This window comes from Alphaproteobacteria bacterium (assembly GCA_037146715.1).
Classification (GTDB): Bacteria; Pseudomonadota; Alphaproteobacteria; order UBA7879; family UBA5542; genus JBAWWO01.
Genome location: JBAWWO010000019.1, coordinates 1 through 13,501, shown reverse-complemented (window position 1 = coordinate 13,501; position 13,501 = coordinate 1). Strand labels below are relative to the sequence as shown.

At 43.4% G+C, this 13,501-nt stretch carries 13 protein-coding genes and 1 tRNA gene; 9 read left to right on the top strand and 5 right to left on the bottom strand.

The features are described 5' to 3' along the window. Together WCG05_05330 and rnd are read right to left on the bottom strand one after the other, a co-directional pair. Positions 1-336, bottom strand: a 336-nt coding sequence (locus WCG05_05330; protein MEI8321406.1) for a hypothetical protein, incomplete at its 3' end; no start/stop codon positions are given. After that, positions 333-1,469 (bottom strand): ribonuclease D, encoded by a 1,137-nt coding sequence (gene rnd, locus WCG05_05325; GenBank protein ID MEI8321405.1) that lies wholly within the window; start codon positions 1,467-1,469, stop codon positions 333-335. The genes WCG05_05330 and rnd, both read right to left, overlap by 4 nt. Positions 1,470-1,585: 116 nt before the next feature. Between rnd and rpoZ the strand changes: the two genes are divergently transcribed. The 6 genes from rpoZ (at position 1,586) to era (ending at position 6,997) form a co-directional block, all read left to right on the top strand. Beyond that, positions 1,586-2,020, top strand: coding sequence for a DNA-directed RNA polymerase subunit omega (gene rpoZ / locus WCG05_05320; protein ID MEI8321404.1), 435 nt, complete (start codon positions 1,586-1,588; stop codon positions 2,018-2,020). Between the two features lie 69 nt (positions 2,021-2,089). Then, the gene (locus WCG05_05315; GenBank protein MEI8321403.1) at positions 2,090-4,210 is read left to right on the top strand and encodes a bifunctional (p)ppGpp synthetase/guanosine-3',5'-bis(diphosphate) 3'-pyrophosphohydrolase; all 2,121 of its coding nucleotides are present in this window, start codon (positions 2,090-2,092) and stop codon (positions 4,208-4,210) included. Next, positions 4,211-4,606, top strand: a complete 396-nt coding sequence (gene acpS, locus WCG05_05310; GenBank protein MEI8321402.1) for a holo-ACP synthase — start codon at positions 4,211-4,213, stop codon at positions 4,604-4,606. It abuts the gene before it with no gap. A 12-nt stretch (positions 4,607-4,618) separates the two neighbouring features. After that, positions 4,619-5,416, top strand: a complete 798-nt coding sequence (gene lepB / locus WCG05_05305) for a signal peptidase I (GenBank protein MEI8321401.1) — start codon at positions 4,619-4,621, stop codon at positions 5,414-5,416. Between the two features lies 1 nt (position 5,417). Further along, the gene (gene rnc, locus WCG05_05300) at positions 5,418-6,107 is read left to right on the top strand and encodes a ribonuclease III (protein ID MEI8321400.1); all 690 of its coding nucleotides are present in this window, start codon (positions 5,418-5,420) and stop codon (positions 6,105-6,107) included. Then, on the top strand, positions 6,104-6,997 hold the full coding sequence (gene era / locus WCG05_05295; GenBank protein ID MEI8321399.1) for a GTPase Era: 894 nt from the start codon (positions 6,104-6,106) through the stop codon (positions 6,995-6,997). Before rnc ends, era begins: the two co-directional genes overlap by 4 nt. Positions 6,998-7,003: 6 nt before the next feature. Here the strand turns inward: era and WCG05_05290 are convergent, their stop codons facing one another. After that, complete coding sequence (locus WCG05_05290; protein ID MEI8321398.1) at positions 7,004-8,464, bottom strand: Do family serine endopeptidase; 1,461 nt, start codon at positions 8,462-8,464, stop codon at positions 7,004-7,006. A 93-nt stretch (positions 8,465-8,557) separates the two neighbouring features. Between WCG05_05290 and WCG05_05285 the strand changes: the two genes are divergently transcribed. The 3 genes from WCG05_05285 (at position 8,558) to parC (ending at position 12,313) form a co-directional block, all read left to right on the top strand. Then, positions 8,558-9,205, top strand: coding sequence for a DedA family protein (locus WCG05_05285; GenBank protein MEI8321397.1), 648 nt, complete (start codon positions 8,558-8,560; stop codon positions 9,203-9,205). 182 nt (positions 9,206-9,387) lie between these two features. Further along, a complete protein-coding gene (gene recO / locus WCG05_05280; protein MEI8321396.1) occupies positions 9,388-10,113 on the top strand; it encodes a DNA repair protein RecO in 726 nt (241 codons plus the stop codon). Continuing rightward, on the top strand, positions 10,097-12,313 hold the full coding sequence (gene parC / locus WCG05_05275; GenBank protein MEI8321395.1) for a DNA topoisomerase IV subunit A: 2,217 nt from the start codon (positions 10,097-10,099) through the stop codon (positions 12,311-12,313). Before recO ends, parC begins: the two co-directional genes overlap by 17 nt. 147 nt (positions 12,314-12,460) lie before the next feature. Here the strand turns inward: parC and WCG05_05270 are convergent. Both WCG05_05270 and WCG05_05265 read right to left on the bottom strand, forming a co-directional pair. Beyond that, positions 12,461-12,536: transfer RNA gene (locus WCG05_05270), tRNA-Lys, on the bottom strand. 226 nt (positions 12,537-12,762) lie between these two features. Continuing rightward, positions 12,763-13,155 (bottom strand): hypothetical protein, encoded by a 393-nt coding sequence (locus tag WCG05_05265; protein MEI8321394.1) that lies wholly within the window; start codon positions 13,153-13,155, stop codon positions 12,763-12,765. Between the last annotated feature and the right edge of the window lie 346 nt (positions 13,156-13,501).

Genomic DNA, 13,501 nt, shown 5'->3' with positions numbered 1-13,501 from the left:
CCATTTTTTATGAATTATGTTATTGCTTTTAAAGCAAAGAATTCCATTGAGGACGTGTTCCTTGTTTTGTTGCCAGTATTCAAACAAATGAGTTAACTCCGTATGTTTGATGGCGTGGGGAGTTTCATCAGAAATGTAAGGGTATTTTTTGTCTAAATCGCGCATTTCAAAGGTATAGGTGACCAAAGGGATGGGGCTAGGAGACGTTTCTTGAGAAAAGTGCCCCTGGGCCGCAGCAATGGAATAAAGCCGTGTTGAGCCCTGTTCATACCGTGCAATCAGATACCCTAAGATAAGCGCTGCTACCATAAAAAGAAATCTGGTTAAACCGTTCATTCTACCTCTTCCAACTCAAGAACATTAAACATGTGTATTTTGTCTTTTTTCAGGCCTATAGCTTTTTTGCCGTGTAATATAGCCAGGGCCTCTTGTCCAAAAATTTCACCGCGCCATCCGGTTGTCACAAGATGTTTTTTTGGATTATGGACAAAATTTTCTAACTCTTGCTGTGACGCAATTAGCCTTGAAGGTATATTATGATCATCAGCCACTTGTTTCAACAGAATTTTCAATAGGTCTATTTTGCAGGGATTTTTAAGATCTTTTGAAGAAAAGGGAGGGGTAATAGCCCCGCACTGGGCTATCTGCTCCAAAATAGAGGTAGCCATATTCTTTTTATCATGCGGAAGGGCGCGCTCTAAATCTTGTACTGAAAGGGGATCTTTCCTTGCCAGGTCTTTCAAAACATCATCTTTCAAAATACGGCTGCGAACTGTATCGGTTTTTTGGGCTAGTTCTTCCCGCCAAGCAGCAAGACCTTTAAGATTTGCCCAAAATTGAGGGTTTGAATTTGGAAAAGTAATTTTTATGCGCTTCCAGCCGTTTTCCGGTAGATGTTTATAGGTTGTGGGCGACTCTAGAGTATCCATTTCTTCTTGAATCCACGAAATCTTGTTTCCAGCTCTTTTGCTTAATTGAGTGTACAGTGTTTCCAAGTGACGAACATCAGCCGCAGCATAGGAAATTTGGTGTTCCGTTAGGGGCCGTTGATCCCATTCTGTATAGGAAACATTCTTGTTAATTGTTTTGCCCAAGACAGATTTTACCAGTTTTTCATATGAAATACTTTCCCCATACCCACAAAGGCAAGCTAAAAGCTGGGTATCGGCGATGGGGCCAGGAATTTGCCCCCATAGATAGAAGAATATTTCCAAATCTTGCCGGGCCGCATGAAATATCTTTAGGATTTTTTCATCATAAAATAGGGTTTTTAAGGGGTCCAAATTTTCCAGGCTAAGAGGGTCTATTAATGCAATTGTATCGCTTGTGGCGATTTGAACTAAACGAATTTGGGGCCAATAGGTGGTGATACGGCAAAACTCTGTATCAACCCCAATACAAGATTCTTTTTGGGCTTGCAGACAGAATTCTTCTAAACTTGCGGCATTACTGATCAAGACAATTTTCATTGGCCTTTTATATAAGAATTTCTGACATTAATCAATTTTTCATTTGCATAATGACTTAAAGATAGTTATACCATTATTACTTGTAACTTATTTCAAATTTTCTTAAGGATTATATAATGGCTCGCGTAACGATTGAAGATTGCATATTAAAAGTGCCTAACCCCTTTGAACTTGTTCTTTTCTCTGTACAGAGAGTACAGGAGATTACCACGGGGTCCCCACTTACAGTGGATCGTGATAATGACAAAAACTCAGTCATTGCTTTGCGCGAAATTGCCGAAGGCACTGTTTCTGTTCAGAAACTAAGAGATGCAACCGTTAAAGGCTTGCAAAAACATTCAGAACAGGATGAAGAAGAAGGAAGCCCCCTATTGGATGAGATGTTGGCTGAGGAAAGTCACTGGCTTCATGGATCCGAAGGTGGTAATATAGAGGAAGAGCTAAGAGAAGATGACTTGTCTGTGACGGAAAGTTTAGACGAGGAATTAACGGAAATAGATATTCAGGAAAGTGATGCAGATGTTTCGGAAGAGGACCTTTCGAGTTTGTAATGAAAAATTTATAAAAATAATAAATTACAAAAGGGGCCTTAAGGCCCCTTTTGATTATATAAGTTAGCTATGCAGGATAGGATTGAAGCACTAGGACAAAAAATATTAGGGTATAACCCCCAGGCAGATCTGAAAGATTTGGCTAGGGCCTATGACTTCGCACGCCAACACCATGAGGGGCAAAAAAGAGCATCGGGAGACCCTTATATTTCACACCCCCTAGAAGTTGTTGAAATCTTAGCTGATTTGAAAGTGGATATGGCGTCGATTATTGCCGGGATGTTACATGACACAGTGGAAGATACATCAGCCACATCGGAAGATATCCGAAAACTCTTTGGAGAGGAAGTTCAAAAACTTGTTCAGGGGGTGACCAAATTAGCCCGTATCGAATTTCAATCAACAGTTAGTAAACAAGCAGAAAATTTCAGAAAATTTGTTCTGGCAGTTGCTGATGACATCCGTGTTTTATTGATCAAAATGGCGGACCGTCTGCATAATATGCGCACCATTCATCATTTGCTTCTGGAAACTAGTCGTCGGCGTATTGCCCTGGAAACCTTGGAAATTTATGCGCCTTTGGCCCAAAGAATTGGGTTGAATATTATCCAAGAAGAATTACAAGAACTCTCATTTGCCCAATTAAATCCTCAAGCGTATGGCAGCATTAAGACTCGTATAGAACAATTGTGTAAATCAGATCCCAATACGAACTCTCTTGTCATTAGCGATTTGGAAAATATTTTAGAAAGGGGAGGGGTCAAGGCAACTATCAGCGGTCGCCAAAAAAAGATTTATGCCATTTGGCGAAAAATGCAGCAGAAAAACGTTAGTTTTGAGCAGCTTTCCGACATTGTTGCTTTTCGTGTCTTGGTTGGGTCAGTTGCTGATTGTTACCAATCTTTGGGGCTTATTCATAGCGAGTATTTTGTGATTCCTGGCAAGTTTAAGGACTATATTTCAACCCCAAAACCTAATAACTATCAATCTCTTCATACCCATGTTATTGCGCCAAATCAACGGCAAATTGAAATACAAATCCGTACGTTTGGAATGCAGGAAATTGCCGAATATGGTATTGCAGCCCACTGGCAATATAAGCAAAAAGTTCCCTTGAAAGAAGGCACTCAGTACAGGTGGGTGCGGGGGCTTTTGGATGTTTTAGAGCAAACCTCTGGGTCTGCAGAATTCTTAGAAAATACAAAACTTGAAATGTTTCAGGATCAGGTTTTTTGTTTTACGCCCCATGGGGATTTGGTTGATTTGCCAAAGGGGGCAACTGTTGTAGATTTTGCCTATGCTCTGAACGCGGATATTGGAAATCGATGTAAAGAGGCTAAAATTAACGGCAAGTTAATGCCCTTAAGAAGTGAACTGAAGAATGGAGATCAGGTTGAAATTATCACCTCAGTCCAGCAGGTTCCTTCCCCAACTTGGGAGCGTTTTGTGGTTACAGGCAAAGCTAAGGCTAGCATTCGGCGCTTTGTAAAATCAAAGAGACGGTCTCAATTTATTAATCTTGGAAAATCGATTCTTTTAAAAGAGCTTGAAAATCGTAATATTGCCTTTGAAGATGAAGTTCTAAGCACAGCGGCCCAGCATTTTCATTTAGAAACCGTGGAAGATTTATGTATGTGTCTTGGGGAAAATCTTATTGCAATTTCAGATGTGGTGTCTTTTATTAGTCCAGAAGCATCAGAGAGTAAACCTCAGGTAGAAGAGGGAGAAAAAGTTAAAAAAACAACCCGAAACCGTGTGGCTATTCGAGGATTGATTCCGGGCATGGCGATCCATTATGCCGGGTGCTGTCACCCTTTGCCGGGCGAAAAAATCACAGGGATTATTACAGCTGGAAAGGGTGTCACTATCCATCTGTCAACATGCGAATTAGTCAAAGAATTTGACGAAAGCCCAGATCGCCTTTTGGAGGTATCTTGGGGCGATACAAAAGATGAAATTTATGTGGGGCGTCTTTTTGTTACCTTACAGAATAAAGCAGGAAGTTTGGGGACCTTGGCAACTATTATTGGCAATCATGGGGGAAATATTTTCAATTTAAAACTGACTCGCCGCCATGTGGATTTTTTTGACTTTCTGATTGATGTTAATGTGAAAGACATTCAGCAACTTGATACGATCATTGCGTCCTTACGGGCCCATGAAATGATTCATTTAGTGGACAGGCCCTAAATGATTTTAGGCATTGGAACAGATCTTGTTGATATTCGCCGCATCGAAAGATTGCTAGAGCGCTTTGGCCCTAGATTTTTAAGATTTGTGTGTGTTGAGTCAGAAATACAACAGGGGAAAAAATATGGTACTTTAAAACTGCAAGCCAGTTTTGTTGCGAAACGGTTTGCAGCAAAAGAGGCTTTTGTTAAAGCTTGCGGATTGGGCTTTCGACAGGACATTACTTTTTTAAATATTTGTGTTACAAATGATGATAAGGGTAAGCCGTTGATTACTCTTGATAAAAAATTGGAACATGCCTTAAAGGAAAAGTTTGGAACAGAGGAGTTTACTGTACATCTTAGTTTGGCAGATGAGCACCCTTTGGCTCAGGCCTTTGTGGTGATATCAACTTGAAATGGAAAAAGAATGGATAAAATAACACACAAAATTTTAAAACTTTTTGAAAGCTTTTTAGGGGTTTCTTTACAAGATAAACGCAAAGCTTGGAAGGCCATTGGAGAGCTGATCTTTGCGATTTTTGTGGCCCTTGCGGTGCGCAGTTTAGTGATGCAGCCTTTTAAAATACCGTCTGAATCTATGTATCCAACCATGCTGGTGGGGGATTATTTGTGGGTGAGTTCTTGGAAGTACGGCTATAGTCGTCATTCCTTTCCTTTCAGTCTGCCCCTTGTGCCCGGACGTGTTCTATTCAAAGAACCTCCTGTTGGAGAAATTATGGTTTTTCGATTCCCTGGGGATACATCAGAATACTGGATTAAACGGTTGATTGGTCGTCCTGGTGACAAAATTCAAGTTAAACAGGGGGTTTTATATATTAACGGCGGTGCCTGCCCTCAAGAGCGTCTTGAGGACTATACAGAGCGGACGTCCTTAGGGTATATGCAGGCCATTCCCCAATTTGTTGAGACCTTGCCTAACGGAAAGAAGCATAAAATTTTAAGGTATTCTGTTGAAGGACTTGAGATGGGTGATAATACTGAAGAATTTACTGTGCCAGAAGATCACTATTTCATGATGGGGGACAACCGGAACAGATCAGATGACAGTCGTTTCCAGAAATTAGGATATGTGCATAGAGATTACTTTATTGGGCCCATGATGTTTATCATGATGTCTTTCGATTCAAGCATTTGGTCCTTGTACAAGGTATGGGATTTGCATCATATTATCCGGTTCAAACGATTCTTCTCATCCCCAGAATAAGATGGATTCTAAAACTCTTCAGATCAATTACCAATTCAAAAATCCAGATACTCTGGCTCGCGTTTTGCGGCATCCCAGTTTACCTTTTGAGGGGCCTTCTTTTTACCAACGATGTGAATTTTTGGGGGATCGGGTTCTGGGCCTAATCATTGCGGACTATCTTTTGCAACGGTACCCAGCCGAACATGAAGGGGTGCTTTCAAAGCAGCTGAGTAATTTGGTGCGGCGTGAATCCTTAGCCAAAGTAGGGGAAAGAATTAATTTAGGCAAAGTGGTTCAAATGGCCGAAAGTGAAGAAGTATCCGGAGGCCGTCACAATCTTTCTATTTTGGGAGATGGATGTGAGGCCTTGATTGGGGCCATCTATACGGATGGAGGATTAGAAGCCGCTAAAGCTTTTATCTTAGAAGCCTGGAGTTTTCTATTTGAAGAAGTGGATCATATGGAAGAACTGGATGCTAAAACTGCCCTGCAGGAATATTTGCAAAAACGGGGAAAATCCTTGCCTCAATACTCTGTTCGTGATATCCAAGGACCTGCCCATGCACCTTTTTTTACGGTGCAGGTGAAAATTACCGGTCATGAACCTGAAATTGGGCAGGGTTATTCGAAACGACAGGCAGAACAAGAGGCCGCTGGAAAAATGATGGCCCGTTTAACGCCCCATTTAACACCTAAGGAAAATTTGTGAAGAAATTTGGATTTGTTGCTTTAATTGGCGCCCCTAACGCGGGCAAGTCGACTTTGTTGAATGCTCTTTTGGGCACCAAAATATCAATTGTTTGCCATAAGTCGCAGACAACTCGGTGCCGCATAGCGGGCATTCACACAAAAGATGAAAGCCAGGTTGTGTTGATGGATACGCCGGGGATTTTTGTGAATCCAAAGTCACGTCTGGAAAAAGCTATGGTGGAAACCGCTTGGCAGGCGGCTTTGGAATCAAATCTTATTCTGATGATTGTGGATGCATCCCGAGATTCTTTTAAAGAGGATCTGGCGGTTATTATGGAGCGCATTAAAAGCTCTGACAAAAAATGTCTACTGGTTTTAAACAAAATAGATCTAGTGCCCGACAAAACCAAACTGCTTGTGCGGGGCAAAGAGTTATATGATACAGGTCTTTTTCAAAAGGTTTTTATGATTTCTGCTAAGAAAAAAGATGGCCTGGAAGAGCTTGAAAGATTCTTGCTGGATAATATGCCTGAATCCCCATGGTTCTACCCTGAAGACCAGTTGTCAGATTTGTCAGAACGGGTTATTGCGGCCGAGTTTACTCGGGAAGCTCTGATGCATCATCTGCATGAAGAAATCCCCTATGGGATTACAGTTGAAACAGAAGCCTGGGAAAAATTCCGCAATAAAAGTATCAAAATCGTTCAAACAATTCTGGTTGAGCGCGAAGGCTATAAAGGCATCATTCTGGGCAAGCAAGGGCAGAAAATTAAAGCCATCGGTGAATCCGCTCGCCACTCCATCAGTAAATTTTTAGGAACCCCCGTACACCTTATGCTGCATGTAAGGGTGGATGAGAAGTGGAAAGATAGACCGTACATCTATCAAGAACTCGGCCTCAATTTTTAAAACCTCTTACAAGCCCTCTTCCACGGCTTTTTTATCAAGGCCCACAAAGAATTTCATACCCATTTTGTAAATCAGAAGCAACAGGGGTTTTTTAGCCTTCAAACCACTTTCTAGGCTTTCTTTAAAGCCCTGTATGGTAGAAACGCTCGTCCTGTTCACTTCCATAATAATGTCCCCAACGGCCAGACCATGTTTCATGGCCCATCCGCCGTCTTTTAAATCTGAGATCACAACACCCTGAATCTTTGGATTTTCTGCGCCGAATCTTTGGCGGAACTGGGCTGTTAAAGAGGTGACGCCAAAATCAAAGGCATCAACGACCACATGTTCTTTTAAGTCTATTTTTGAGGACTTCATGGTTTTTTTGTAATCTTCGTGACTTTGGAATTCGTCCAATTTAGCTTTTACTTTGAGAGATTTTTTGTCACGCCACACTTCAACGGAAATGGTTTGCCCTACGGAGAGCTCTCCAATAATGCGTCTTACATCGGCAGCGTCCTTAATAAGTTTGCCTTCAATTGACAGAATAATATCTCCAGATTTAAGGCCAGCACTTTCTGAAGGGCCCCCTTCCGTGGTGGTTGTAATAATGGCACCACGGGGATTTTCAAGTCCCAAATTTTGGCCGATTTCTTTGGTAACAGCCTGAACGGCCACGCCTAGCCATGCCCGCTTAATACGGCCATAATTGATGATATTGTTGGTGATTTTTTTGGCCATATTGGCAGGAATAGCCAAACCTATACCATCACTGCCACCTGAGGACGTTACAATCGCAAAGTTAACCCCCACTACGCTTCCATGAACATCCACCAATGGTCCTCCGGAATTGCCTCGGTTAATGGCGGCATCCGTTTGAATGAAGTTATGAATCAACTGGGCACTTTCAAAATGGACTTGAGGATTATCCAGGTTTCTGGCTGATGAAGAAATGACCCCGCTTGTCAATGTTGGCCCCAACCCATAGGGATTTCCTAAGGCCATGACCCATTGTCCGATTTTAATTTTGTTGGAGTCTGCCCATCTTAAAGCGGGTAGTCTTTTTTTAGAGTCAACCTTTATGACGGCTAAATCTGTGCCGGGATCATACCCCACCAACTCTGCCTTTAGAATCGTTTCATCATTCATTAAAACCTTAATGCTGATAGCATCTTCCACTACGTGATAGTTGGTGACAATGTACCCCCGGGGGTCAATGATGAAGCCGGATCCTGTGCCACCCACTTTCCGGGGGCCATTGATGATTGCCTGACCAAACAGATCTTTTCTGGGGCTTTGCAGCATATACAGCAAACGCGCTTTCAAGGCGTCTGTGTCATTGACAGTTGAAATCACCGCTACACTGACGATGGCAGGCATAACGCTTTCGCCAACCTCAGAAAACCCCTTTTTCATAAAATCATTGCCAAAAGACAGGGCAAGATAAGGAAAGAATACAGTAAATAAGAATTTTTTAAGAATGCTCATGATTTTCCTAGAGTATGAAAACCACACGATTTATGCAAGGTATTATTGGGAGATAGCCTTGTATTTTTTTTGTAGGCATGTCATAAAAAAACTATGGAAATAATTAGTCACTCTTTTTCTTGGATATCAGAATTTTTTCATAGCATGGGCAGCTATGTTGTTGGGCTATTTGAGCCTGCTTTCTGGATGGCACTTTTGCAAAAATACCAGTATTGGATTGTGATTATTGGAGCCCTGGTTGAGGGGGAAACTGTGCTTATTCTGGCCGGTGCTGCCGCCTATTACGGCCTTATGCAAGTGCATCTGGTGATTCTAATTGCCTTCCTGGGGGCCGTTCTGCATGACAATGCTCTGTTTTTTGTAGGGCGTTTTGTGGGTCAAAAATTCTTTGAGAGAAACCCAAAAATCTTCCATAAAATTGAAAAAATTATTTCCTATATTTTAAAGTATAATACCTATTTTATTCTGGGATTCCGCTTCGTTTATGGCATTCGTACTGTGACTCCTTTGGTGATTGGGAATAGCCCCGTTAAGTTTTATCGCTATGCAGTTCTGGTCAGCATTTCATCCCTTATCTGGGCAACGATTGTTGTGTACTTCGGGTACTCCTCAGCTTTGGCTCTTGAGAATCTAGTGGAAGATTTCGATCGTTACAGAAAATATCTGGCCTTTGGGGTTGCCCTTCTGATTGTGGGGGTATTATCCTTATTCCAATATCGCCGCCGCCGGCGCAAAGCTTAGCCTTTTGGCCGATTACTTCGCGAAACGCTCCATTTTCCGTCGTCGCGAGCCCCACAGGGGCGTGGCGATCCAGCTGTTGCAGAGCAACCATGGAGAAACGCCATGTAGCACGGAAAAAAGGAAGCTGGATTGCTTCGTCGGGCCGCTGGCCCTTCTCGCAAGGACGCAAGACAAGGAAAACTATGACAAACTGGGTAACCCAAGGGGTGATTGTTGGTGCTAAAAATCATGGAGAAAAAAACGCTCTCGTTTTTATCTTCACGGCGGATCATGGGCTGAGGGCCGGTATTTTTAGGAATGCACAGGCCTCAAAAAACAGATCTATCCTTCAAATGGGAAATCGAGTGGATGCAGCGTGGAAGGCCCGTCTGCAGGAACATTTGGGGGAATGGAAATTAGAGGTTTTGCAGCAAGTTTTTTCTTTTATTTTAGATGATCGGCTTAAATTGATTATGTTGGAAGAAATCTGCAATCTAATTCATAAGATCCTTCCCGAGGGGCATCCCTATCCCAACCTATATGTTCAGTTTGTGACATTTTTGGAAAGACTTAAAACACCTCAATTTTTAGAAGCTTATGTTAAATTCGAAATAGAGTTTCTGAAAGAAATGGGCTTCGGGCTTGATTTTACAAAATGTGCCGTAACAAATGTTCAACAAGGGCTAACTCATGTTTCCCCCAACACAGGAAGGGCAGTTTGCGCCTCTGTTGCGGAGCCCTATGAAAAAAAACTGTTGAAATTACCCCCTTTTTTGCATGAAAATGCACCATGTACTATGCAAGACCTTAAAGATGGGTTAGTTTTAACAGGGTATTTTTTAGAGAAGCATTTTAAAACAGATAAATTAACAATGGTTTTTGAACAACGGGATCAACTGACAGTATTATTGAATGACAGAAAATATTAAATCAGTTTTGTTTAAAGAGGCTTTGGGGTCTAGGTATCTCTCCTATGCTCTGTCCACCATTATGGCCCGGTCTTTGCCAGATGTGCGCGATGGATTGAAGCCCGTACACCGTCGGTTGATTTTTGCTATGCGGGAACTCAAGCTGGATCCTGGATCTTCCCCCAAGAAATGCGCCCGTATTGTGGGAGACGTGGTCGGTAAATACCATCCCCATGGGGATGTGGCCGTGTATCATACTTTGGTGCGCTTGGCCCAGGATTTTTCTTTGCGCTATCCCCTGATCGAAGGCCAGGGGAATTTTGGCAATATTGATGGCGATAACGCGGCGGCCATGCGGTACACAGAAGCACGCCTGACGGATGTGGCCGAGGCGTTGCTGGAAGATATTGGCCAGGATACGGTTGATTTTCGCAAAAACTATGATGGGGAATTTGAAGAACCCATTGTTCTTCCCGGAAAATTCCCGAACCTGTTGGCCAACGGATCTGAAGGAATTGCCGTGGGGATGGCGACCAGCATCCCCCCCCATAATGTTGAAGAAATCTGCCAAGCTCTGACCCATCTTATTGAAAAGCCAGAGGCTTCAGTGGCTGATTTGTTGCAGTTTGTGAAGGGCCCCGATTTGCCCACAGGGGGGACCATTGTTGAAAGCCCTGAAACCTTGCGGTTGGCCTATGAAACGGGGCGGGGAAGTTTTCGGGTGCGGGCGGCTTATGAAATTGAAAGCCTCCATAATGGGGTTTACCAAATTGTTATTACGGAAATTCCCTACCAGATTCAAAAAAGTCGCCTGATTGAAAAACTGGCCGATATTGTCATCACCAAAAAGAACATGATGCTAGCCGATGTACAAGACGAATCGGCGGAAGATATTCGCATTGTGCTGACCCCAAAAAGCCGTTCGGTTGACCCCAAGATGTTGATGGAAAGTCTGTATAAAATGACTGACCTGGAATCTAGAATTTCACTCAACATGAATGTGCTCGACAAGAACAACGTGCCCATGGTCATGAACTTGAAAGAAGTCATGCAGTCCTTTTTGGCGCACCGGTTGATTGTGTTGGATCGCCGCAGTAGGTATAGAGCCCAAGAAATAAGAAAACGACTGGAAATTTTAGAAGGCTACCTAATTGCCTATCTGAATTTGGATGAAGTCATTCATCTGATTCGGGAAGAAGACAACCCAAAACCCCTGATGATGACCAAGTGGAACCTAACGGATATGCAGGCAGAATCTATTCTGAATATGCGCCTTAGGTCTTTGCGGCGGCTGGAAGAAATTGAGTTGCGTAAAGAGCATGATTTGCTTAGCAAGGAACTAAAAGGCCTGGAAGAGCTTCTATCTAAAAAAGAAGCCCAATGGGCCTTTATTAAGGGTGAAGTTGAATCTATTCGGAAACAGTTTGGTTTTGCCCATAAGCTAGGAAAACGCCGCACCCGGTTTGATCAGGTCGAAACAGATCTGGCCAGCATTGCGGTTGAAGCGATGATTGAGAAAGAACCCCTGACCATCAACCTGTCCGAGAAGGGTTGGATCAGGGCGCTCAAGGGGCATACGCAAGGGGCGGATCTTAAGTATAAAGAGGGCGATGGACCTCACTTGACACTGCTCGCGGAAACAACAGATAAGATTTTGTTGTTTGCTGACAGTGGACGGGTGTATACGATTCCCGCCCATCAACTGCCCGGCGGTCGTGGTTTTGGGGAGCCTTTGCGACTGTTTATTGATTTAGAGCAAGACCAGTCTATTTTAGCTATGATGGTCTACGATTCTCAGGCAGAGAGCAAAATTCTGATGGCCTCAACCGATGGCCGTGGATTCATTGTAAAGGCCAGCGATGTGGTGGCCCAAACGAAAAATGGCAAACAAATTATGGTGGTGCCAGATCCCGTGCGGGTTCAGTCTGTGTGGCCTGTACAAGGAACCCATGCAGCCTTAGTGGGGGAAAACCGCCGTCTATTGATTTTTACTTTGGAAGAAATTCCCGAAATGCAAAAGGGTAGGGGTGTGATTCTGCAGAAGTATGTGGGTGGCGGCCTGATGGATCTGAAACTATTCAACAAAGACAAAGGCCTGAGCTGGATGAGAAAAACCCAGAATTTCACCTTGGCCGATATGACCCCCTGGCTGGGTCGTCGCGCAGGAGTAGGGCGGATGGTGCCAGAGGGATTCCCTCGTAGCGGTAAATTCTCCGGGTAGAAACCTAGCCTTTTTGCAACTGCGAATTTTCCTATGAAGGATCTGGGTAGGAAATTCGTTAGTTTGTATGGGGTGTAAGATGCACTTCATTGGGCTGTGCCTGTGAGGGCAGACAGATTCTGTCATCTACAGGCAAATATAAAAACTTGGTGGGCATTGCAGGATTCGAACCTGCGACCCCCTGATTAAAAGTCAGATGCTCTACCGACTGAGCTAAATGCCCCAAGAATAAATGCACTATAATGAGCCTGGCTCTATTGGTCAAGCTGAAAAGAAGCCATTGTATAGCTGATTCCTTATAAAAGGAGTACGTCGTTACTCGTTTCTAACCTAGGTTTTACTAGGTGTCGTCCCTCGTGCCTTGTATCCTTTAAAGTAATCTAGCTATAGCTATATAAAAAGCCCCCTGACCCTTTTGACGGGAGAGGGGGCTTTTTAAGGGAAGAATATTACTTCTTCTTCTTAATGGATTTCACTGGTTCTGGTGGGCATAGATCATCTATGTTCCTTGCTCCCGCTGAAGCAACCAGATTATAGAGGTCTCTAAAGGGTTTTTCTATTTTACCTTCTTTCAAAGCCGTTCCAAGAGCTGTATCAGCTTTTTTTATATACTTTCCCCAGTCTTTATGGGCTTTATAGCAGTCAGCAATTTCCCGTAAAGTCGGTGTTTTAGCGACATAGTCAAATCCTGCCGGAGCCGGAGTTGCGCGGACCGCTGCTTCAGGCTCACCATCAGCTGGTGCAGCAGCTGCCGGGCGAGCTTGTGGGGCTGGTGGGGCTTCCTGCAAAACTCTTATAAGCTCCAGAGTGACTCTCTGTAGCGAGTTGAACGTACTTGTCATCTCTTCAAGCGGTGGCTTTACATTTGAGTTGCTAGCTGCCAATAAATTGGTAGCCTTGAGGAGTAGGTGTTCTCTTCCGACTCTCAGTTGCGCAGCTCGCTCAGATTCCCCTTCAACTTTTTGGGGAATGGGAGATGCTAATACGAGTGCAAGCGCATTTCTTGCTGATGCAAATTGTTGAGCATCACGTTCAGCAGCTTAACGAGCTATACGGTCAGCTAATTGTTGAGCAGCTAAGTCAGCAGCTTGTTGGTCAGCTAATTGTTGAGCGGCTAAGTCAGCAGCTTGTTGGTCAGCAGCTTGTTGGTCAGCTAATTGTTGAGCAGCTAAGTCAGCAGCTTGTTGG

Coding starts and splice junctions, on each gene's coding strand:
- recO (MEI8321396.1), top strand. CDS start 9,388: ATGACAAACTGGGTAACCCAAGGGGTGATTGTTGGTGCTAAAAATCAT.
- rnd (MEI8321405.1), bottom strand. CDS start 1,469: ATGAAAATTGTCTTGATCAGTAATGCCGCAAGTTTAGAAGAATTCTGT.
- WCG05_05290 (MEI8321398.1), bottom strand. CDS start 8,464: ATGAGCATTCTTAAAAAATTCTTATTTACTGTATTCTTTCCTTATCTT.
- WCG05_05285 (MEI8321397.1), top strand. CDS start 8,558: ATGGAAATAATTAGTCACTCTTTTTCTTGGATATCAGAATTTTTTCAT.
- WCG05_05315 (MEI8321403.1), top strand. CDS start 2,090: ATGCAGGATAGGATTGAAGCACTAGGACAAAAAATATTAGGGTATAAC.
- rpoZ (MEI8321404.1), top strand. CDS start 1,586: ATGGCTCGCGTAACGATTGAAGATTGCATATTAAAAGTGCCTAACCCC.
- rnc (MEI8321400.1), top strand. CDS start 5,418: ATGGATTCTAAAACTCTTCAGATCAATTACCAATTCAAAAATCCAGAT.
- acpS (MEI8321402.1), top strand. CDS start 4,211: ATGATTTTAGGCATTGGAACAGATCTTGTTGATATTCGCCGCATCGAA.
- lepB (MEI8321401.1), top strand. CDS start 4,619: ATGGATAAAATAACACACAAAATTTTAAAACTTTTTGAAAGCTTTTTA.
- parC (MEI8321395.1), top strand. CDS start 10,097: ATGACAGAAAATATTAAATCAGTTTTGTTTAAAGAGGCTTTGGGGTCT.
- WCG05_05265 (MEI8321394.1), bottom strand. CDS start 13,155: ATGACAAGTACGTTCAACTCGCTACAGAGAGTCACTCTGGAGCTTATA.